A 21,084-nucleotide genomic window follows, 5' to 3' on the forward strand; every position below is an offset into this window, starting at 1 on the left:
ATTAATATGAATGAGGAATCCGGATATGAGCGACTTCAATACGGACTGGCTGTTTTGTCTATCTATCAGTTTCCTTTATATAATGTTGAAGTCAATTCAAAGCTATATATTTGAGTAGAATGGCAAGATAGATACCATACTAAAGAGGATAGTGACAGGGGGAGCTGGTTTCACTGTTAAGATTTTTATTAAAATAATCTTAACTTACTATAAAAAAGTGCGACAATAAGACTGTAGACTATATAAAAAAGAAAGCGTTATACTTACATGGTATTAGTAAAATAGCGATGAAAAAATGAAATAAAAATAAAGAAGTGACTTGAATAAGATTCTGCCAAGGTAAGAGGCAAAGATATGTTTCAAGTGAACACGCTATGATAAACTGTGTCGTTTATGAACTATATATTCAAGATAAAGAGGGATAAGAGTGTTAAAACGTGGAAAATTTATTATCGGCATACTAGGAATAAATATAATAATGTTTTATGGGTGGCGGTTGTATAGCGGAGATAATTCCTGGCTGTTAGCAATAGGAATCAATATGCAGCACATACTCGGGCTGGTATTTGCCAATGTTTTTACTTTTAGAGCGTTTAAACGCTCTAAAAATCAAGAGTGGAAATTCTGGTTCACGCTTAATTTGGGTTTGTTCATTTATCTGCTTGCCAACCTCTTCTGGATGGTTTTTCTTGTTCAGAGAGAAAGTCTGATTTTATCAGATACAGCCTATTCTCTATGGTTGACTGCATATGCTTTATTTTTATCTTCGCTTATTAACTGGTTAAAGTGGGCAAAACCTAATACGTTTAAAGGTGTTTATTTATTTAACATCATCGTTTTTATGATCACGGCAGCTTCTATCAGTCTGCACTTTCTGATTGAACCAATCATTACCCTATCCAATTCCTCGATGTGGAAGATCATTACTATGCTAGCCTTTCCTATTATAGATCTAAGTCTGCTTTTTCTTTCAGTCATCACTTATTATCTAATTCATAAAGATACGGATAAGCGAGTGATGCTGCTTATCGTATCAGGGATTTTTTTACATACGATGGCTGACTCTTATGCTGTTTATTCCGGTGCATTAGAACAGTATACACGAGGGGGACTATCTGATTTTCTCTGGCTGAGCAGTATATGGCTGATAGGTCTGGCCGGATATTATATGACAGCAGATAGAGATGAGCCTTCAAAAAGTTTCGAAAAAACATATGAGCAAATGACTGGGATTTTACCTTACATTAGCACAGTGGTACTGATGCTCTTAGTTTTGGAAAGCTATCAATGGGATCTAAATACGTTGATTCTCGGTCTAATTATTATAGTAGTTATGATAATAGCGCGTCAGTTACATATTCTGAAAGAAAACAACCAACTCATCGACGAATACCGGCACTTAGCCTATCATGATCCGTTGACCGGCTTAAGCAATCGGGAAAGTTTCGAAGAGCAGATGAATAGCGAGATGGAAAATAACGAGAATAGCCTTACGGCATTGCTGCTGATCGACTTGGATCGCTTTAAAGTGGTTAACGATACGCTGGGACATCAGGCCGGCGACTATATCCTCGTGAAAATCTCTGAATATTTACAGCAGATACTAGGTTCAGATACGCCATTATTCAGACTGGGCGGCGACGAATTCACGATCATCCTCTCTGATGCAACGGTTGAAAAGTGTGAACGGGTTGCCGGGACGATTCTTGAAACATTCCAGAAACCTTTTGCTATTTATGATCATGAAATCATCGTAACGGCAAGTATGGGCATCAGTATGTATCCTGACCACGGAGAGACATTTGAAAAGCTGTTCAGATTTGCTGATGCTGCTATGTATCTTGCAAAGGAAGGCGGAAAAAATGGGTATCGATTTTACAATGATGACTTGAATCAGAAAATGTTGCGGCGGATGAGGATCGAGAGTGATTTAAGAAAAGCTCTTGAAGAAGAACAGTTTGAAGTGTATTACCAGCCAAAAGTCGAATTGAAGACGAAAAAAATAATAGGGATGGAAGCTTTACTAAGATGGCAGCATCCGGAACTTGGCTGGATCTCACCGGCCGAATTCATTCCAATAGCTGAAGAAAATGGACAGATTATCTCGATTGGAGAATGGGTTCTTAAAACAGCTTGTCTTCAAAGTAAACGCTGGCAGCATGACGGTTTGTCGCCGACAAATATATCGGTCAATGTTTCAGTGCGGCAATTCCAGCAGGGAACACTCCTGACATTGGTCAAAGAAGCCTTGCAAGAGGCAGAGTTGGTTCCCAGTCTACTGGAAATCGAAGTGACAGAAAGTATCATGCAGAATACGAAAGAGAGCACAGAAATCATTCGCGGATTGAGAGACCTGGGTGTACAAATCTCGATCGATGATTTTGGAACGGGGTATTCTTCGCTTTATATCATCAATCAGCTGCCTATTGATACGATCAAACTGGATAAAACCTTCATCGATGATATGAAGAGTGTCGATCAGCAGGCCATGGTCAGAACGATCGTTGACTTGGGCATGAATATGAAGTTAAAGGTCGTGGCTGAAGGCATAGAAACGGATTATCAGCTGAATAAACTGATCGAAGCTAAATGTGAGTATGGACAAGGTTACCTTTTTTCTAAAGCTGTGCGGGCAGAAGAAATTGAGAATCTGCTCCAGGAGGCCCCAGAACCAGATACACAACTGGCTTTGTCTCACTAAAGAATGACAGTTGAACACAGAGACACTGGTGAGATACCAGTGTCTCTTTTTTAAAAAAAACCGTTTGAGATGCCTTTGAATACTGGGAAAAGTCAGGATCGTTCACTTTAACGTTTCAAAGGAATATCACGTATAATAAGACCATCAGACTTTATCAAAAAGGAGACTGCAGGATGGATAACATTGTTCATTTACCAAAAGAGAAGTGGGAAGGCACGCTCATCCCGATAAAATACAGCACGAACCAGTATTTCGATGTAAGCATCGGTCATGAGCCAAGAGGTTATCGCATAGCTATTGAGAAGAAGGACTTTCTGCACACAGTGACCCATTCAGTAGAAGAGGATGATCAGCCGGATCGTTTATACGCGGATCACTGCGAGCATCCTTTTGCCTGGGGGATCATTGATGAGGAGAAACTGGTGGCGGCGATCGAAACGGATCAGGAAAACTGGTCGAACCGGCTGCGGATCACAGAGCTCTGGGTAGCAGATGACTACCAGAAAAAAGGCGTTGGCCGGGCTTTGATCGCTATCGCCAAAGAGCAGGCGAGACATGAACGTCGCCGGACTGTCATACTGGAAACGCAGTCATCCAACGTGAATGCAATCGGCTTTTACCGGCATCAAGGATTCGACCTGATCGGCCTGGATACATGCAGCTACAGCAATGACGATGTAGAACGGAAGGAAGTCAGACTTGAATTCGGCTGGTTTCCGGCTGACAAGGAAAAACTGTCGCGCGATGAGATAGATATCCGCCAGGAAACAGAAAAAGATCACCATGCTGTCGAACTGATGACTCAGCGCGCCTTCTGGAACAAATATAAGCCGGGGTGTGATGAACATTATCTCGTCCATCTGTTGCGTCAGGACAGCCAGTATCTTCCTGAGTTAAGTCGCATAGCCATTAAAGATGGACAAGTCATTGGATGCATCATGTACTCAAAAGCGGAGGTCGTGGAGGGGGATCGATCGCAAGATGTTCTGACTTTTGGTCCTTTATGCGTTGACCCCAAATGGCAGGGGATGGGTGTTGGTGAAATCCTTCTAAAAGAAACGATGGCACTGGCAAGTGAAGCAGGATACAAAGGGATCATCATTTTCGGCGACCCCGATTATTATCCACGGTTGGGGTTTGAACCGTGCGACAGATTTGAGGTCACAACAGCCGGCGGTGAAAACTTCGATGCCTTCATGGGGACCGAGCTATATGAAAACAGCCTGAAAGACGTTAAAGGAAAGTTTCATGCCTCACCAGTCTTTGAAAATATTCCAGAAGAAAAAGTGGAAGAGTTTAGCAGAAACTTTCCCCCCCTGCAAAAACGGCAATTCCCGGGACAATGGGAATGATTGGAGCTGCCGGTCATTATATTTGAATAGTCTGTTCCAGATAAAATAGTATGAAGGTAAGCAAAAATATCAAATTACTAACAAATCGGCTTTCACTAAAAAATAAGGAGGAAATTTGAATGAGCTCTCTGGAACATAACTCTATCAAAACCAATAGGATCCGTCTGCATGTTGTTGAAGCAGGCCCCAAGGACGGTGCCGGTATTCTTTTTCTGCATGGCTTTCCTGAGTTCTGGTACAGCTGGCAAAAACACCTCACTTATCTTGCAGATAAAGGCTACCGGGTCATGGCACCGGATCAGCGCGGCTATAATCTGAGTGATAAGCCCAAAAGGGTCAATGATTATAAACTGGATGAGCTGGTGTCTGATATCGTGGGACTGATAAGAGCATCAGAAAAAGAGACGGTCACCCTCGTTGGCCACGACTGGGGCGGAATCGTGGCCTGGCATGTTGCCAGACAGTATCCTGAACTCATTAATAAACTGGTCATCTTGAATGCGCCGCATGAAGCAGCGATGGTCAAGCACATACGTCATAAACCTTCACAGCTTCTGAAAAGTTCCTATATCTTCTCTTTCCAGTTCAGAGGTGTATTTGAGTGGAGCCTCAGTCTCTTTGACTGGAAGCCATTCACTAAAACGATGCAGGCGAGCAGTCAGAAAGGCACATTCAAAGAAGCCGATTTAAAACAGTATACCGATGCCTGGTCACAGCCGCGGGCAATGACTTCCATGCTGAACTGGTATCGGGCTAATGGCAAAGCCTTCGTGAATGGGCAGGAACCCGTACACGTCACTGTGCCGACGTTAGTCCTTTGGGGCATGAAGGATCAGTTTTTGGATCCGGAGCTGGCGCATGAGAGCCTGGCATACTGTGAGGATGGTAAAGGGATTTTAATTGGGGAAGGCACGCACTGGGTCCATATCGAAGAAGCAGACCGTGTCAGTCAGCTTATCTCTGATTTTATTGAGGGAAAGAACGATCGGGCCTAGCTCGGTTCTTTCAAACAGATGAAAGACTTATACTTAAGCACAGCCCGGGAAAGGTGTATACTGAAAACAGCTGAAAAAAACTATATTAAATAAAAGGTGAGTGGAGAGTATGATCAAAGGGATCCATCATAAAGGACTGCAAGTGACTGATATGGAGAGAACACTGCATTTTTACTGTGATATCCTTGGTTTCAAACATGCCTTCGGTTTGAAAGACGATGACGGAAAGCCATGGATCGAATATGTCAAGGTTGCCGACGGCTCATTTGTGGAGTTTTTCTATGGCGGGACCAAAGAAGCAAAACATCAGCATGATCACATCTGTTTTGAAGTGGAGGAGATAGAACAACTAGCACAGGAACTGAGAGAAAAAGAAGTCGACTTTGCGCAGGAACTCTCGGTAGGCAAAGATACCAACACCCAGTTCTGGCTCAGAGATCCCGATGGGAACTGGCTTGAATTCATGGAGATCGATCCGCAGTCGCCTCAAAAGACAAGCTAATAGTAAAATGAAAGACTCGCTGACAGCGCACCCGTTTAATCCGGGAGCGTGTCGTAAGCGAGTCTTTTTATGATGGTTGAGTGTTCGGGGTGTTTTTTTAAAAGTTCTTTTTTCGTAAACAGCCTGAAATCGGAGAGGTCGAAGCCGGGAACGACTATGCAGCTGACCAAGGCATAGACGGCTTCAACAGTGGATCCAAAAATAGTTACGGCCCGAACGGTGTGATGCAGGTGATGCCCTTTTTCAATATCCAAACTTAGTGTCGTCTTTTTGTATGACCCGTCGCGTAAAAGAGAATGCACCGTCAGTGGATGACCGGCATGATAGAACCACATTTCATCGGAAACGAGTCTGTGAAAATGAGAGGGATTATCTGAGGTCAAAAGAAAATAGATGCTGGTGTATAAAACGGATACTTTTTCTTCCTGTATACATTTTTCTTTAGACAGATCCGTCTGTCTGAAGTCCCCCCTTCCGGATGGGGTTCGAGATTTAGTTCTCTGATCCATTGTTCTGCTGTTTTCATTGCCATGCTCCTTACGAAAATGAAGTCGTCTTACAGTATATCAAATAAAAGCAGGAATATGAAAACCTGTCTATCAGAAATCCAGAATGCATCATATTAATAAAAATAGACGGTATTCGGTATACTAGATACAAAGAATGAAGGAGAAGGTGGAAAGATATGAATAAAAAGGCGAAAAGATGGCTGCTTGCTGTGGGGGCGGTCCTGTTAGCTATAGTTATGTGGGGATTCGTTGAACCTTATATCCTGGATGTTGAGGAGCAGGAGGCGGTGATCACGAACCTGCCCGCAGATATGGAAGGGGAAAAGATCGCTGTCATCGGCGATTTTCAAGTTGGCTTGTGGCTGGATAATGTGTGGACCGCCAGACAGGCAGTGGAAGATGTGATCGAGATGGACCCTGCAGCGATACTGATCACGGGCGATTATTTATATCACGTAGAGAGTATGGACGACCCTAAACTAGCAGAAGTCATGGACATCATGCGTCCTTTGGCTGACAGCGGCATACCAGTCTACAGCGTACTCGGGAATCATGATTACGCCATGTCCGCGGAGGATGCCGAACCGAATATGGAACTGGCGCAAGGATTGGCTGATGAACTGAGGACTTTAGGTGTCGTGATGCTCGACAACAGAAATGAGATCCTCTTAGAAGGAACTGATGAAGACTTTTATGTTGTCGGACTGGGTTCCCACTGGGCGGGTAATGATTTACCGAATGAAGCCTTCGAAGGGGTCCCTGAAGAAGCGCCCCGAATGGTTCTGATGCATAACCCTGATTCATTCGCAATGCTAGAAGCTGGGGCCGCCCCAGTGGCCGTAGCCGGACACACACACGGGGGACAGATACGCACGCCCTTCAGCAGCACTTGGTCTTATCTCTCTTTATTTCAGGGGGGCGAAGTCACTGCGGATGGGTGGATAGAAGATGAATATGGAGCTGAAGAAAACGACCTATATGTAAACAGAGGGATCGGCATGAGCATTACGCCAATGAGAATAAACTCAGTACCTGAGATCACGGTATTCACTCTGACAGCCAGCGACTGATTTATGTATGAATGTTCACAAAAACATCACAAACTTACTATTAGTACTTATTTATTAAAAGTTGATTTAATGATATAATGAACAAAGATTTGAGAAAAGGGATGATGAATGATGATGAACAACAAAATGAAATTTGCGGTGAACGCCAAAACGGACGGTTTTGCTTTGACAGCCAAGGTTGGAAAACATGAACTGGTTCTGGATGAATCAGAAACACTTGGTGGGAAAAATTCAGGTCCTAATCCGATGCAGACAGCACTAGCTGCATTGGTTTCATGCGAAAACGTGACAGCTAATATGGCCGCCAGAGAAATGGACTTTGATTTAAAAGGATTGACGATCAATGTTTCAGGCACGTTCGATCCCCGCGGTTTTATGGGTGATACATCTGTTCAGCCATATTTTGAGGAAGTGACGATCAATGTCAAAGTCGACACATCAGAATCTGACGAGCGCATCCAGCTGATCAAGGAGCAAGTCGAAGCTCGCTGCCCGATCTACACATTATTTAAAGCGGCAGGTGTCAAAATGAACGATACCTGGGTAAAAGCATAAAAAATACAAAATAAAGAAAGCAGGCATCCCAAGGATGCCTGCTTTCTTTATTTTTCATTACATATAAGAGGTTATGATTTGTAATGTTATCTTTTACAGTGGATTTAATATAATATAAATAGAGCAGGTTTTGTTTCATAAAATTAGGCGTATTCACTGAATCGCAACCAATTTATGGTACTTTATTTTATAAAGTAAGCGTTTCATTGACACTATGTTTTATACTGTTAATATTGAAATGAAGAGGGAGATAAATTATGGCCATAGCAACGTTAAAATTAAAAGAATATAAAAAAGATGCAAGCCCGACAGAAGTGGCGATCATCGATTACATTCTAAAAAACGCGGAAGAAACCAGTCAAATGACGATATATGATTTAGCGGAGAAGACGTTCTCATCCCCTTCGACAATTATTCGTCTATGTAAAAAGACTGGCTACAAAGGCTACAAGGACTTTTTGAAAGATCTGATCTATGAACAGGCTGTTCGCTCGAATTACAAAAAGAAGCATATAGCTGAACTGACCAAAACGGATGAGGTCGAAGAAATCATCAATAAAGTGACGCACAAGAACATTCTTTCACTGGAAGAGACAGAAAAGCTGATCGATACAGAAACGATCAAAACCTGTGTGGACAAACTATTTGAATGCGAAAAGCTGACCATCTTTGGTATGGGCGCATCGCTGATCGTAGCGAAAGATGCCCAGCTGAAGTTCACACGCATCAATAAAATGTCTTATGTCAGCGAAGACTGGCACACCCAGCTGCTCATGGCTAAAAATATGAGCGAAAAGGATGTTGCCTTAGTGATTTCCTATTCCGGTCAGACGGAAGAAATGATCACCTGCACGGAAGTGGCAAAAGAAAATGGGGCCACGATCATTTCGATCACGAAAACAGACGAGTCACCGATCAACAGACTGGCAGATTATGCAATTTATGTCGCATCAAATGAGTTCAGCTTCAGAAGCGGGGCGATGTCGTCGCGTATTGCACAGTTGAATATCATCGATATCCTCTTTACGAGTTATATCAATAAAATGTATGAAGAGACTATCGAGATACTTGAAAAAACACAGATCAAAAAGGAGCAGGACTGATGGTAGAGTTAGGAAAGATGGAAACAGAGAAACAGAACCCCAATACGATGGATCTTGATCAGATGAGTGTGAAAGAAGCACTCACTGTGATGAACAATGAGGATAAAAAGGTCGCAGAAGCCATTGAGGAGGTGATTCCTGAAATTGAAAGCGCCGTCCTTACGATCATTGAGCAATTGAGAAAAGGAGGTCGACTGATTTACACAGGAGCCGGTACGAGCGGGCGGCTGGGCGTGCTGGATGCATCGGAGTGTCCACCGACATTCGGTACCCCAAAAGAAAAAGTCGTGGGTCTGATCGCAGGAGGCGAACGTGCCTTTACGGAAGCTATCGAAGGTGCGGAAGACAGCCGGGAGCTGGGAAAAGAAGATCTGATCAAGCTGGAATTGAACGAAAATGACGTCGTTGTTGGACTTGCCGCGAGCGGACGCACCCCTTACGTTATTGGGGCATTGAATTATGCGAGTGAAATCAAGGTTCCGACGATCGCCATCGCCTGCAATAAAGACACAAAGATCGGCCAGGCCGCAGATATTGCCATTGAAGCTGTTCCCGGTCCTGAGGTCCTGACTGGCTCGACACGCCTCAAAGCGGGTTCCACACAAAAAATGATCTTGAATATGCTTTCGACGATCGCCATGGTAGGGGTCGGCAAGGTTTATAAAAACCTGATGGTCGATGTCCAGCCGACGAATGAAAAACTTGTTTCACGTGCCGAGAACATTGTGATGAAAGCAACCGATGTCGAGCGTGAAACGGCTAAGGAAGCTTTAGCGGAAAGTGACGGAAAAGTCAAAGTTGCCATTATAATGATTTTATTAGATATCGATAAAGAGGCTGCCGTCAAAAAGCTTGAAGAGTCAGAAGGCCACGTAAGAAAAGCACTATAATAAAAAACATTGAAAAGGAGCAACACACAGATGGTTAAAAATAACGAAAAGTTAGCTCAAGAAATCGTCGATGCTGTTGGTGGCAAGGATAATATTGCTTCCTCCACAAACTGTATGACACGCGTCAGGATGAACGTCAAAGACAAAAGCCTGATCGACGAAGATAAACTTAAAAATACCGAAGGCGTCATGGGTGTGAACGATGCAGATACCTATCAGGTCATTGTTGGACCGGGAACGGCTAAAAAAATCAATGATCTGCTCGTGGAAAAATATAGTGTACAGGATTCCTCCGGCAGCGCCAATAACTGGCAGGAAAACAAACAGCAGATCAAAGGCGCGCAGAAACAAGGCAAATTCAAACAGGCTTTAGCCACGATTGCCAATATCTTTATTCCAATGATCCCTGCGATCATCGCTGCCGGTATTTTCCAGGGCTTAAGCGGTCTGCTTGGCACAATGATCAGCGAAGGAACGATCAGCGGAGATGTTTGGGAAGGTATCCGCATCACCTTTGCATTGATCGGCAATTCATTCCTGGGCTACTTCGCTATCTTCACTGGGGTGAATGCAGCCAAACGCTTTGGTGCTACAGAAGCCTTAGGTGGGATGATCGGGGCTATGTCCATTGCGGCACCGCTGATCGATCTGTCCACACTTGTTGGTCTGTATGATGCCGAACAGCCGCTGAATTCGATCCTGACAACAGGTAAAGGTGGGATCATCGGTGTTATCTTCGGTGTATTCATCCTGGCTAAGATAGAAAAAGCTGTACGAAAACGTACACCGGATGTCCTGGACTTGATGGTCACACCGATCGTGACCTTACTCATTACGACACTGATCTTTGTCTTTATCATCATGCCGGTTTCAGGCTTCTTTTCTGACTGGCTGGTACGCGGATTGAGCCTGATCATTGGTTCTGAAAATACATTTGTAAGTATTTTGTCTGGCTATATCTTAGCTGCAGTCTTCCTTCCAATGGTATTGGTTGGTCTGCATCACGGCCTGATCCCTATCTATGCTATTCAACTTGAAGCATTAGGTGGCGTGTCACTGTTCCCAGTATTGGCTATGGCTGGTGCCGGACAAGTTGGAGCAGCCATAGCGATTTACTTGATCGCTAAAAAAGTCGGCGATGAAAGAATGAAAGGCGTTATTTCAGGGGCATTGCCTGCAGGGGTGCTTGGGATCGGTGAACCGCTGATCTACGGTGTCACATTGCCTTTAGGTAAACCGTTCATCACAGCCGGACTGGGTGCTGGCTTTGGTGGTGCGTATGTCATGCTGATGGGCGTTATGGCAAATGCCTGGGGACCATCCGGCTGGGTTGCCCTTCCATTGATGCAGGATGGAATGATTCATTACGCAATCGGTATACTGATCTCTTATCTTGGAGGTTTCATTATCACACGTCTGTTCATTAAAGAGGACGATTTAAGAAATGCAAACATCTAAAACATTTGGATTCGCCGTTTATGTGTCCGCATTTAAACGGCAGCGTCCATTCCTTGAAAAGTTGAAGCATCAAAACGCACCAGTCTTTACCTCCCTTCATATGAATGAAGAAGTGAATGACGACTATGTAAAAAATGTAGAAGAAATGTGTGAATGGCTGCATGAGAATGGGTTCTGGCTCATGGCAGATGTGTCGCCGCTTACTCTGGAACGGTTTGAAGAAGACTCATTAGCCTCGCTGGCCCGTCGGCTTCATCTGAATAACTTGAGAATCGACTTTGGGTTTGATTTAAAGGAGCTGAAAAGAGAAGAGATGGATGTCAGTTTCACCTATAATGCTTCGACCTTGTTGAATCAGGAGAGTGAAGAAGCTGAAGCTTTCTACATGCACAACTTTTATCCAAGACCAGAAACGGGGCTAGATGAGCTTTTCTTTACTTCTTTGAATAAGCGGATCAGAGAAAATTCAGGTCAGACGCTGGCTTTCATATCCGGTGACGAAGAAAAGCGTGGCCCTTTGTATGAAGGGTTGCCGACTCTTGAAACTCATCGGTATCTCTCACCTTATGCGCAGTGTGTCGATTTACTAAAGCGTTACGGTATAGATAAAGTCTTTCTGGGTGACATAAAAATGTCCGACTTTGACCTGGACTTGATCATGAAGTTTTTAGAAGATGGTCTGATCCGTCTTCCAGTCAAGCTGACTGAAGAACAGGTTAGCTTGTATAACGAACGATTTACTGTCCGAGTGGACTCTCCAGCCACGCTGATTCGTGTCCAGGAGTCCAGACAATATGCGCAAACCGGAAAACGCGTCGAACCGGATCAGACAGATGAACGTCTGAAAGGATCCGTTACGATGGATAATGAACGGTATAAACGCTATTCAGGAGAGGTTCAAGTGACGAAAGCTGATTATCCGGAAGATGAACGTGTGAATGTCGTTGGAAGGATAGACAAAAAATATCATCTCCTGCTCGATAACCTTCATAATGGTGATAGGTTCATGTTTGTACCAGCTGATTAAGCGAAGAGAGCGTAGTCATCAAAAAATAATATTCGACGACAACAGGCTGGGACTTTTGTTTCAGCCTGTTTTCCTGCCTTTAGTCAAGGTGAACTATTCTTCCTGCGGTAGTGTGACTATTTCCACTGAAGAAACTGCGTAAAGTGGTCTCAATAATCGTATTGCGACCAGTTCCGGAACCTCTACTCCCGTGAAGTGGTCTCAACTGCCTAACATGACCGGCTCATATCTGACCCCATAAAAAGTGAGGACGAATGAACAGTGCTAATTAGAATGTTAGAATAGTTTCTTATATTATCGTATAATGAAGTATAAAGTGACATGACAAAGGATGTTTAATCTATGATCAATATTATTGGCGTACTGCCAGATGACACGCTGGAAACTGAGGTCAAAGTGACTGAGGAAAACTTGAAGAGATATAAATGGTACTGGGTGGATTTCAGCGATCCGACTGCTGACGAATTTCGTCTGCTGGACTCTGTTTTTCATTTTCATCCCTTAGCGATTGAAGACTGTGGGATCCTGCTCCAGCGGCCTAAACTGGATTATTATGACGAATACGATTTCTATGTGACCCATATCGCTAAGCAGGAAGATAAAGAAATCATAAAAGAAGAACTGGATTTCTTCGTCGGTCCGAATTATATCGTCACGTTTCACTTTGAAGAATCCAAAGAAGTTGAACAAGTATGGAACCGGATCACGAATCAGGCAGCCATTGAAAAATGGGATCCCTACTACATCTTTTATCAAACGCTGGACAAGCTGGTCGACGCCTATTTTCCGCTTATTTATACTATCGAGGCCAAGCTGGATGTGATCGAAGATAACAGGCAAAATCAGTCTATGGATGAACTGATGGATGAACTTTTTGATATTCGGCATATGCTGCTGCATATACGGCAGACAGTCAACCCGATGAGGGATCTGCTCTATCGTATGCTGAATTCCCAGCATTTAACAGAAGTGATAAACAGACGTGAGTATTTCTCTGATATCTACGATCACTTGCTCAAAGTGTCGGAAATGGTCAGTTCAAATAGAGAAATCACCACGGACATTAGAGACAACTACCTTTCTGTGACTTCCCATCAATCCAATGAAGTCATGAAAATCTTGACCATCATTACGTCTATCTTTACGCCACTCACACTGATTTCCGGGATCTACGGCATGAACTTTCACTATATGCCAGAGCTGGATGAAAGGTACAGCTACTTTATTGTGCTGGGGATCATGCTGGTCATAGGCCTGTCACTGTTTTTCTGGTTCAAGAAAAAAGGCTGGTTCGACTAGTCATCATTTAAATGATTAAAAAGCTCCCGCTAACGCAGAGGATAAAGTGATTCTGCCTTGGCGGGAGCTTTTTCATAAAAATGTTTCACGTGAAGCAATTTGCTGTAAAAGCCAGAGAAGACAAGGACTACCAGCGGATGTTTTGCAATACCTTGCGAAGAACTTTCTCTTCCTCTTCTGACAGCTGCCAGTCTGATAGTTCATCTTTTATATCAGTTAAACGCCCGTTCTCCCTGACAAAGCCGTTTAAGCGGGCAGCGATAGTGGAATGTATGAAACTCGAATGATCCGGGAATAAAGGCAGGAGGGTATCCATCGCTTTATCGAACCGCTTAAGAAAATATTTCTGATGACGATTTTCTGCGGGATAAAAAGGCAGGTCATAAAGGATCTCTGTCCCGATCTCTTTTCCGTTTTGCTTTTCCCGTTCACTTTTCATTCTTTTGGCTGTTTCCAACTGTTCAGTGGAATGGACGATCAGCAGTGAGAGGTATTGACGTCCTTTGTAACTGCGGTCCTTTGCGGCATCGTGACTGTTCCAGAAAATGTTTAGAATATCTTCATAGGAGAGAAGAGACGCATCGAAAGCGATCTGAATCGTTTCCGTATGGTCACCGATTTTCCTGTAGGTGGGTTCAGCGGTCGTTCCTCCCGCAAATCCTGTTTGCGTACGGATCACACCGGGGTACTGGCCAAAACGGCTTTCTGGTCCCCAGAAACAGCCCATCCCGAATGTTGCAGTCTCCAGTTTTCGTGCGCGACGGTTGATATTAAGCATCAGAGCTTCCTCCTTTCAGCTGACAGAATCCAGCCAGTTCGTGTCTACTAGTTTAACACGTGCAGGTCTGTTTTCTCGAATGCTTGCTTTGGCTTCTGCAGAGGGAAAGGTAAAATAACTGAACAGTCAGGATGTGTGCTGGAATGTCAGGGGGAAAAGGGGGAGTCATATGAAACGGTGAAATGAAATCTGCCGGGAATATCCCCGGTCATTTTTGGTATACTGCTTATAAATGGACTATGCATAAATCAATGGAGAAAGAGATATAGAATATAGTGAATGTACTGTCGCTGGTCATGTAGGCATATGGCGCGGCAGTAGTGGCCCCCTTCGTTATATCTGGCTTGAATCTCACTATGAAAAGACTAGGGGAATAAGTCTTTATGGGACAGCACAGGTATCTCGTGGGGCTGTCCGTTTTTATATGTATCGGGGCGTTTCTCATCTTTAAGTAAAACAAAGAGGATCTCCTGTTTATCTGGATAAACACGTAAAATAAAGGTATGATTGTAGGATATTCGAACGGTCCATTCACGTGAAAAAGAGTCTGAGGATAATGAGGGAAAAAGATGAATCCAGTATTTAAATTTTTACTACGCTTAGCTTCATCGCCGCGTATCGATATGCAGGAAGACTACCGATGGGTGAGAAAAGTGCAGAAATTTTTTTCGAGCGCACCGACAGCCCGTTTCCGTACACTGGATGAAAAGATCTATTCAGTGGACAATAACCATGAAATCCCCGTCCGTATTTTTTATCCCAAGAAGAAAAGACATCCGGAACCGATCCTCTATATTCACGGAGGCGGCTGGGTGATCGGCGATATCGATTACTACACGCGAGCCTGTGTCAACATTGCGGATCAGCTCGGTCGTGTGGTTTATTCGGTGGACTACCGGCTGGCACCTGAGAACCCGTTTCCGGCGGGGTTGAACGATGTCTACCGCGTAGCGGAAGTCCTTCTGACCCCTCTGGAAGATGAAGAAGACGAGGACTGGATCATCATGGGAGATTCGGCCGGCGGAAATTTAGCCGCGGTCGTCTCGATGCTGCTGCGTGACCGTGAAAAAAGAATGCCCCAGAAGCAAGTGCTGATCTATCCATTGACTTACTGGGACCATACGGAAAAGTCTCCGTTTGAATCAGTCCGGACGAACGGTTATGATTACGGCATGACGATCAAGAAAATCCAGGGGTTCATGGAGCTTTATGGACCGGATATGGCAGAACGGAAAAGTCCGATGATTTCACCTTTGATGGCGGAAGACTTAAACGGACTTCCGGATACGCTGATCATAACAGCCGAATTCGATCCACTGCGTGATGAAGGAGAAGCTTACGGAAAAGCGTTGAGAAAAGCAGGAAACAGGGTAAGGATCCATCGTGTACTGAATAGTGTCCATGGCTTCATCAACTATCCCGCTTTTACTGAACCTATGGAAGAAACACTGAAAGAAATGGAAACTTTTTTAAACGATTAAGGAGGTCCAGCAGCTATGGAAAAGAAAAAATGGGTCAGGCTGGATAACGCCTCAAATATCTTTTTAGCTGCCAGAAATGAAACAGATACGAAAGTTTTTCGCTTGTCGGCTGAAATGACTGAAGTGGTGGATCCTGTTTTACTACAGTCTGCGCTTCAGAAGACATTTAAAGTCTATCCGTTGTTTCATAATGTGCTGAGACGGGGCATTTTCTGGTATTATCTGGAAGAAAGCCAAGGCACACCGAAAGTGAAACCGGAAACGGATCCGCCATGTTCGCCGCTGTATCACTATGACAAGCGGGAGTTTCTGTTCAGAGTGCTTTACTATAAAGACCGGATCCACCTGGAAGTCTTTCATGCCCTGACCGATGGTACAGGAGCCTTGTGGTTTTTTGAAGATCTTCTGACCGAATATGTCAGACTTCGCCAGGCCAAGCTCCTGAAAGCTTTAGATGAACCGGAAAAAAGAGACAAGGCCGATCTGGAAGACAGTTTTAAACGTTATTTCAGCAAAAAGAAAAAGTATGCAGCGATCGAAGCCAGCATTGAACCTCTGGAAAAGTACAGAGAAAACGAGCTGGCAGACGATGCAAAACCACTGGAGCCGGAGCCTGAATCGTCCTCTATTTACCGGATCAAAGGTGAAAAAACACCAGATCACCGCCAGCGGGTCATAGAAATGAGTCTGCCTTTAAAAGAAGCACTCGATCTGGCCCGGCGTGAACATATTTCCCTGACACTCTATATGACAGCTCTTTATATGCTGGCTGTTTACCGGGCAAAAGAAGATAAATCGGAAGATGTGACGATCACGACCTCCATTCCTATAAATCTGAGACAGTTTTTCCCGTCAGTATCCGTGCGCAACTTCTTCAGTACGACAATCGTCACATACACCTTTAAACCGGACAAAGAAAACGACCTGAATGATCTGTTTGAAAAACTGACACAGCAGTTCAAATCGCAGCTGCAGAAGGAAGCGCTGGAGAAAAGGCTGAAACGGTTCATCCGTTTCGAGTTCAATCCGCTTACGCGTATCGCCCCCCGTCCGCTTAAAGATGGCGTGCTGAAACTGGTGAACTACTTCAATAATAAAAATATCACCGTAGCCATGTCGAACTTGGGGCGGGTGCAGTTACCGAAAGGTATGGAGCAGTACGTCAAGCAGACGCTGTTTTATACAGCTGCTGTGCGCCCGCAGTTTTGCCTGATCAGTTATCAGGATGTTCTGACCATAAGCTTTACGAGCCCCTTTGTCGAAACGGATATCCAGCGTGAATTTGTCCGGCTGCTGACAGATAGAAAGGTCCATGTCACCATGGATGTGAATAGAGTATCCAGAGAGGAGATGACCGATTCATGAAACACTGTCCTGCCTGCCATGCTGATGTAAAAGGGGATTGGGAAAGATGTCCGCTTTGTCATACACGTTTAAAAGATACAAAGGGTCAGCGGTCAGAAGATTCGGATTTTCCGGAAGTGCCTCTCAAGTTCAACCGGAAGAAAATCAGACAGATCCTGAGTTTGAGTTCGATCGTTCTGATCATCCTTTATTTTACAGCTCATTTTATCTGGCGCTTTCAGTTTTTCAATCTGGAATATGTCCTGTTCGGTATCATGATCATGTGGCTGATGATGCTCGTCATCATAAGAAAACGCCGGAATATTGTAAAAGGCATTGTGTACATCCTGTTCCTGTTTTCCTTATTAAGTTTGTATTTCGACTATATCAATGGATGGCTGGGGTGGTCGCTGACATTTGTGATCCCTATCCTGTGTATCTCTGCGCTGCTTGCTATGTTCATTTCTATCCAGGTGGTGAATCTGAGGGCAGAAGACTACGTTCTCTATCTTCAGCTGGCGGCTATCGTGGGTTTGATCCCCGCTGTCTTTTTACTGCTGGACTGGGTCGTGTTTTCTCTGCCCAGTCTGCTGTCTGTCGTGTTCAGTCTCGTCATGTCCGTTGCAGTTTTTTTCAAGCACCGACAGGCAGTTATCGATGAACTTGAAAAACGTATGCATGTGTAAAAAAGAATGACAAGCAAGGAAGTGTATAGAATGAAAGACATTTATGTGGTAGGAGCAATCATAGAAAATACTGGAAAGATCTTGTGTGCTCAAAGAAGTTCATCCATGACGCTGTCTGATTTGTGGGAATTTCCCGGAGGAAAAATAGAAGGAACTGAAACCCATCAGGAAGCGTTAAAACGTGAAATAAAAGAAGAGCTGAACCTTGATATAAAAGTAGAGGCCCGGCTATTTGAAGAAACGATATATGAGTACGACTTTGGCCGGGTGCACCTCGCCGCTTATGTATGTGAATACGTGAAAGGCATCCCGGACCTAACTGAACATAAGGCTGTAAAATGGCTGGAACCTCATGAGCTGTCAAACCTGAAGTGGGTTCCTGCGGATATTCCCATTGTAGAAAAACTGATGAAAGAGGGCGTCTCTACATGACCGATATGCTGGAACGTTCACTGAAAAAGGCATTTATTGATCATCAGTTTCAAGGGTCCCACTACGATCCGTATCTGATCATTAATGATGTCTCAAAAAAAGAATTCATGCTGAATGTGATACATGAGGAATTAGTTGCCTGTACGGATTTTTTCTTTTCAGTCGCTTTTGTGACCCAGGATGGCTTGGCTGCTTTGAAAACGCAGCTGGCTGATTTACATAAAAAAGGGATTCAGGGACGTCTCTTGACCTCTGTTTATCTGGCCTTCAATAAACCGGAGGTCTTTAATGATTTACTGAATATTCCTAACATCGATGTCCGCATTTCTAAAAAAGAAGGCTTCCATTCTAAGGGATACATGTTTACGCATAACACGCATCATTCTATTATAGTGGGCAGTTCAAATTTAACCATGAGTGCGTTGAAGATCAATTATGAATGGAACGTGAAACTGACATCATATAATCATGGACAGATGATCCAGGACATCCACGATCACATGGAATCAGAGTGGCAGCAGGCAGAAGTGCTGACCCGTAAATGGATAGAAGATTACCAGAAGAACTATGATTCAAAAGTTGACATAAAAGCAGGGACGCTTACAGAAGACGAGACCCCTTATATTCGTCCCAACACGATGCAGAAGCAGGCGCTTAGCAATATTCGGGCACTTAGAGCCCGAGGAGCCGACAAAGGCCTGGTGATATCAGCAACTGGAACGGGTAAAACCTTCCTTTCTGCTTTTGATGTCAATCAGTTTTCACCGGATCGTGTCTTGTTTATCGTGCATCGGGAACAAATTTTGAATAAGGCTAAAGAGGATTACATGAAAATACTTGGGGGTCAGCCTTCAGACTATGGTATTTTATCAGGCGCACAAAAAGATTTTAAAGCCAAGTATCTGTTTGCGACGATTCAGACCCTGTCAAAAGAATCAGTATACAGTCAATTTCTTGAAGAACACTTTGATTATATACTGATCGATGAGGTCCACAAGGCGGGAGCCGTTTCTTATCATAAGGTGATCGATTATTTTTCTCCAAAATTCCTTCTGGGGATGACAGCAACACCTGAGCGGACAGACGGGTTCAACATATTCGAGCTGTTTGATTATAATATTGCCTACGAGATCCGCCTGCAGGAAGCATTGGAAGAAGATATGCTGTGCCCCTTCCATTATTTCGGTGTCACTGATCATGAGAAAAATGGCGAATTGATATCTGAGAAAACTGATTTTTCTCAACTTATCGAGAAAGACCGTGTCAATTTTCTTATGGATAAATTGAGTTACTATGGCTGCTCGAGAAACAAACCGAAAGGGCTGGTTTTCTGCAGCCGTAAAAAAGAAGCCCAGGCACTGGCTGATCGCTTTAATGCTAACGGCATGGCCAGTACGTACTTATCGGGAGAGGATTCTCTGCAAACAAGAGAAGATGAAGTCAGTCGATTGGAAAAAGGTGAGATCAGCTATATCTTCACCGTCGATATTTTTAATGAAGGCATTGATATACCAAAGATCAATCAGGTCGTGATGTTGAGAAACACCCAGTCCAGTATCATCTTTATTCAGCAGTTGGGTCGCGGTCTTCGAAAAGATCCGTCCAAAGAGTATGTGACCGTTATTGATTTTATAGGTAATTATAAAAACAACTATCTAATACCGATGGCCTTATCCGGAGATGTCTCACGGAACAAAAACAAAGTAAGAAAAGACACGTATGACACTGATTTTATCTCAGGCGTCTCATCAATAAATTTTGAAGAAATAGCTAAAAAACAAATTTTTGAGTCGATTGATCAGACTAAGATGGATGCCATGCAGGAGCTGAGAAAAGCCTTCAATCTTCTCTACAATCGGTTGGGCAGGGTCCCTTATCTGAAAGATTTTAAAGAACAGGCGGTACTCGATCCAGTACTGCTTTCTGACAAAAAGAAAAGTTACTATGGTTTTTTGGAGAGTATGAAAGAAAACGAAGCAACGTTAAGTGAAAAACAGCAGAAATACCTGGTGATTGCCTCGCGTGAACTGCTTCCTGGGATCAGGCTTCACGAACTTTTGTTACTGAAGAAGCTGATACGCGAGCATAAAAAAGGAAAAAATACAAAGGTTTCTATCAAAGCTTTGCAAGAATGGTACAGTGATTCAGGGATACCCAGCAGTGAAAAAACGGTTAGGTCAGTACTGGGCATACTTGATTTATGCTTCTTTACTGGAATGACAAAAAAGACATACGGGAAAGCTCCTTTTATAAGTGTTCAAGACAGTAAGATCGACCTTTCGATCGCCTTTAAGTCGGCCTTATCAGATAGGTATTTCCATAAGTTATTTATGGATAGTATTGAAACAGGTCTGCTGAATGCGAAAGAATATGATCCAGAAAAACCCTTGACGCTCTATCAGAAGTATAAGAGAAGAGAGGTTTTGAAACTCCTTAACTGGAAAGAACAGATGGTCGATCAGAATATAGGTGGTTATACAGCAAATGATGGAGAGTTCGTCATTTTCGTTACCCTGGAAAAAGGAGCATCCTTTACTGGGGCACTCATGGCTTATGAAGATGAGTTGCTGGACTCCAGTACAATGAAGTGGTTTACAAAGTCACCAAGGACATTGAAATCACCGGAAGTGGAAAAACTGAAAGATCCGTCAAATTGGACCTATCGCTTGTTTGTCAAAAAATCGGACGACGAGGGCAGTGATTTTTACTATTTAGGAGTAGTTGAGCCTATCCAAAGTTCGCTTCAAGAAATAAAGAAATATACCCAAGAGGGCAAAGAGAAAAGTGTGGTCACGATGGACTTGAAATTACAGCAGCCAATCGAAAACAGCTTGTATCGCTATCTGCTCTTGAAAAAATAAAAAGACGGCGTATCCACTCGAATCGAGCGGATACGCCGTCT

The 21,084-nt window shown here is 43.7% G+C and carries 17 protein-coding genes and 1 pseudogene; 16 read left to right on the forward strand and 2 right to left on the reverse strand.

Translation table 11 applies throughout. The features are described from left to right. Positions 1-478 precede the first annotated feature (478 nt). The 4 genes from BM049_RS08495 (at position 479) to BM049_RS08510 (ending at position 5,550) form a co-directional block, all read left to right on the forward strand. A complete protein-coding gene (locus tag BM049_RS08495; RefSeq protein WP_091530514.1) occupies positions 479-2,701 on the forward strand; it encodes a putative bifunctional diguanylate cyclase/phosphodiesterase in 2,223 nt (740 codons plus the stop codon). Between the two features lie 173 nt (positions 2,702-2,874). Further along, entirely contained in the window at positions 2,875-4,053 is a 1,179-nt protein-coding gene (locus tag BM049_RS08500; RefSeq protein WP_091530517.1) for a GNAT family N-acetyltransferase, read from the forward strand. A gap of 119 nt (positions 4,054-4,172) precedes the next feature. After that, positions 4,173-5,048, forward strand: coding sequence for an alpha/beta fold hydrolase (locus BM049_RS08505; protein WP_091530519.1), 876 nt, complete (start codon positions 4,173-4,175; stop codon positions 5,046-5,048). Positions 5,049-5,157: 109 nt separating this feature from the next. Then, positions 5,158-5,550 (forward strand): VOC family protein, encoded by a 393-nt coding sequence (locus tag BM049_RS08510; protein WP_091530522.1) that lies wholly within the window; start codon positions 5,158-5,160, stop codon positions 5,548-5,550. A gap of 35 nt (positions 5,551-5,585) precedes the next feature. Here the strand turns inward: BM049_RS08510 and BM049_RS08515 are convergent. After that, a pseudogene (locus BM049_RS08515) lies at positions 5,586-6,076 on the reverse strand (cupin domain-containing protein). Positions 6,077-6,235: 159 nt separating this feature from the next. Here BM049_RS08515 and BM049_RS08520 point away from each other — a divergent pair. From BM049_RS08520 to corA, 7 genes are all read left to right on the forward strand, one after another. Further along, on the forward strand, positions 6,236-7,129 hold the full coding sequence (locus BM049_RS08520) for a metallophosphoesterase (RefSeq protein WP_091530525.1): 894 nt from the start codon (positions 6,236-6,238) through the stop codon (positions 7,127-7,129). 111 nt (positions 7,130-7,240) lie between these two features. Continuing rightward, the gene (locus tag BM049_RS08525) at positions 7,241-7,684 is read left to right on the forward strand and encodes an OsmC family protein (protein WP_218147234.1); all 444 of its coding nucleotides are present in this window, start codon (positions 7,241-7,243) and stop codon (positions 7,682-7,684) included. A gap of 257 nt (positions 7,685-7,941) precedes the next feature. Beyond that, complete coding sequence (locus BM049_RS08530; RefSeq protein ID WP_091530527.1) at positions 7,942-8,787, forward strand: MurR/RpiR family transcriptional regulator; 846 nt, start codon at positions 7,942-7,944, stop codon at positions 8,785-8,787. Then, complete coding sequence (murQ, locus tag BM049_RS08535) at positions 8,787-9,677, forward strand: N-acetylmuramic acid 6-phosphate etherase (RefSeq protein WP_091530530.1); 891 nt, start codon at positions 8,787-8,789, stop codon at positions 9,675-9,677. Before BM049_RS08530 ends, murQ begins: the two co-directional genes overlap by 1 nt. A gap of 30 nt (positions 9,678-9,707) precedes the next feature. Then, positions 9,708-11,135 (forward strand): PTS transporter subunit EIIC, encoded by a 1,428-nt coding sequence (locus tag BM049_RS08540; protein WP_091530533.1) that lies wholly within the window; start codon positions 9,708-9,710, stop codon positions 11,133-11,135. Continuing rightward, positions 11,122-12,162 (forward strand): MupG family TIM beta-alpha barrel fold protein, encoded by a 1,041-nt coding sequence (locus tag BM049_RS08545; RefSeq protein WP_091530535.1) that lies wholly within the window; start codon positions 11,122-11,124, stop codon positions 12,160-12,162. The genes BM049_RS08540 and BM049_RS08545 overlap by 14 nt, the downstream gene beginning before the upstream one ends. 342 nt (positions 12,163-12,504) lie before the next feature. After that, positions 12,505-13,461 carry a magnesium/cobalt transporter CorA gene (gene corA / locus BM049_RS08550; RefSeq protein ID WP_091530538.1) on the forward strand — a complete coding sequence of 319 codons (957 nt, stop codon included), beginning with the start codon at positions 12,505-12,507 and terminating at the stop codon, positions 13,459-13,461. A gap of 127 nt (positions 13,462-13,588) precedes the next feature. Here the strand turns inward: corA and BM049_RS08555 are convergent, their stop codons facing one another. Further along, positions 13,589-14,239 carry a peptide-methionine (S)-S-oxide reductase MsrA gene (locus BM049_RS08555; RefSeq protein ID WP_091530540.1) on the reverse strand — a complete coding sequence of 217 codons (651 nt, stop codon included), beginning with the start codon at positions 14,237-14,239 and terminating at the stop codon, positions 13,589-13,591. A gap of 569 nt (positions 14,240-14,808) precedes the next feature. Between BM049_RS08555 and BM049_RS08560 the strand changes: the two genes are divergently transcribed. From BM049_RS08560 to BM049_RS08580, 5 genes are read left to right on the forward strand one after another with little or no spacing between them, the layout of a single operon-like run. Continuing rightward, positions 14,809-15,720 (forward strand): alpha/beta hydrolase, encoded by a 912-nt coding sequence (locus BM049_RS08560; RefSeq protein WP_177188656.1) that lies wholly within the window; start codon positions 14,809-14,811, stop codon positions 15,718-15,720. Positions 15,721-15,735: 15 nt separating this feature from the next. After that, positions 15,736-17,085 carry a condensation domain-containing protein gene (locus BM049_RS08565; RefSeq protein WP_091530542.1) on the forward strand — a complete coding sequence of 450 codons (1,350 nt, stop codon included), beginning with the start codon at positions 15,736-15,738 and terminating at the stop codon, positions 17,083-17,085. After that, complete coding sequence (locus BM049_RS08570) at positions 17,082-17,750, forward strand: DUF6320 domain-containing protein (RefSeq protein WP_091530544.1); 669 nt, start codon at positions 17,082-17,084, stop codon at positions 17,748-17,750. Before BM049_RS08565 ends, BM049_RS08570 begins: the two co-directional genes overlap by 4 nt. A 30-nt stretch (positions 17,751-17,780) precedes the next feature. Next, positions 17,781-18,182, forward strand: a complete 402-nt coding sequence (locus BM049_RS08575; RefSeq protein WP_091530547.1) for a (deoxy)nucleoside triphosphate pyrophosphohydrolase — start codon at positions 17,781-17,783, stop codon at positions 18,180-18,182. Continuing rightward, positions 18,179-21,043 carry a DEAD/DEAH box helicase gene (locus BM049_RS08580; RefSeq protein WP_091530550.1) on the forward strand — a complete coding sequence of 955 codons (2,865 nt, stop codon included), beginning with the start codon at positions 18,179-18,181 and terminating at the stop codon, positions 21,041-21,043. Before BM049_RS08575 ends, BM049_RS08580 begins: the two co-directional genes overlap by 4 nt. Positions 21,044-21,084 lie beyond the last annotated feature (41 nt).

Source organism: Alkalibacterium subtropicum, from assembly GCF_900112455.1.
In the GTDB taxonomy this organism is placed as follows: Bacteria; Bacillota; Bacilli; order Lactobacillales; family Carnobacteriaceae_A; genus Alkalibacterium; species Alkalibacterium subtropicum.

Excerpts from the sequence above, each read along its gene's own strand:
- BM049_RS08565 (WP_091530542.1), top strand. The coding sequence starts at position 15,736 with ATGGAAAAGAAAAAATGGGTCAGGCTGGATAACGCCTCAAATATCTTT.
- BM049_RS08540 (WP_091530533.1), top strand. The coding sequence starts at position 9,708 with ATGGTTAAAAATAACGAAAAGTTAGCTCAAGAAATCGTCGATGCTGTT.
- BM049_RS08530 (WP_091530527.1), top strand. The coding sequence starts at position 7,942 with ATGGCCATAGCAACGTTAAAATTAAAAGAATATAAAAAAGATGCAAGC.
- BM049_RS08575 (WP_091530547.1), top strand. The coding sequence starts at position 17,781 with ATGAAAGACATTTATGTGGTAGGAGCAATCATAGAAAATACTGGAAAG.
- corA (WP_091530538.1), top strand. The coding sequence starts at position 12,505 with ATGATCAATATTATTGGCGTACTGCCAGATGACACGCTGGAAACTGAG.
- BM049_RS08505 (WP_091530519.1), top strand. The coding sequence starts at position 4,173 with ATGAGCTCTCTGGAACATAACTCTATCAAAACCAATAGGATCCGTCTG.
- BM049_RS08555 (WP_091530540.1), bottom strand. The coding sequence starts at position 14,239 with ATGCTTAATATCAACCGTCGCGCACGAAAACTGGAGACTGCAACATTC.
- BM049_RS08525 (WP_218147234.1), top strand. The coding sequence starts at position 7,241 with ATGATGAACAACAAAATGAAATTTGCGGTGAACGCCAAAACGGACGGT.
- BM049_RS08580 (WP_091530550.1), top strand. The coding sequence starts at position 18,179 with ATGACCGATATGCTGGAACGTTCACTGAAAAAGGCATTTATTGATCAT.
- BM049_RS08510 (WP_091530522.1), top strand. The coding sequence starts at position 5,158 with ATGATCAAAGGGATCCATCATAAAGGACTGCAAGTGACTGATATGGAG.
- BM049_RS08570 (WP_091530544.1), top strand. The coding sequence starts at position 17,082 with ATGAAACACTGTCCTGCCTGCCATGCTGATGTAAAAGGGGATTGGGAA.
- BM049_RS08520 (WP_091530525.1), top strand. The coding sequence starts at position 6,236 with ATGAATAAAAAGGCGAAAAGATGGCTGCTTGCTGTGGGGGCGGTCCTG.
- BM049_RS08495 (WP_091530514.1), top strand. The coding sequence starts at position 479 with ATGTTTTATGGGTGGCGGTTGTATAGCGGAGATAATTCCTGGCTGTTA.
- BM049_RS08500 (WP_091530517.1), top strand. The coding sequence starts at position 2,875 with ATGGATAACATTGTTCATTTACCAAAAGAGAAGTGGGAAGGCACGCTC.
- BM049_RS08560 (WP_177188656.1), top strand. The coding sequence starts at position 14,809 with ATGAATCCAGTATTTAAATTTTTACTACGCTTAGCTTCATCGCCGCGT.
- murQ (WP_091530530.1), top strand. The coding sequence starts at position 8,787 with ATGGTAGAGTTAGGAAAGATGGAAACAGAGAAACAGAACCCCAATACG.
- BM049_RS08545 (WP_091530535.1), top strand. The coding sequence starts at position 11,122 with ATGCAAACATCTAAAACATTTGGATTCGCCGTTTATGTGTCCGCATTT.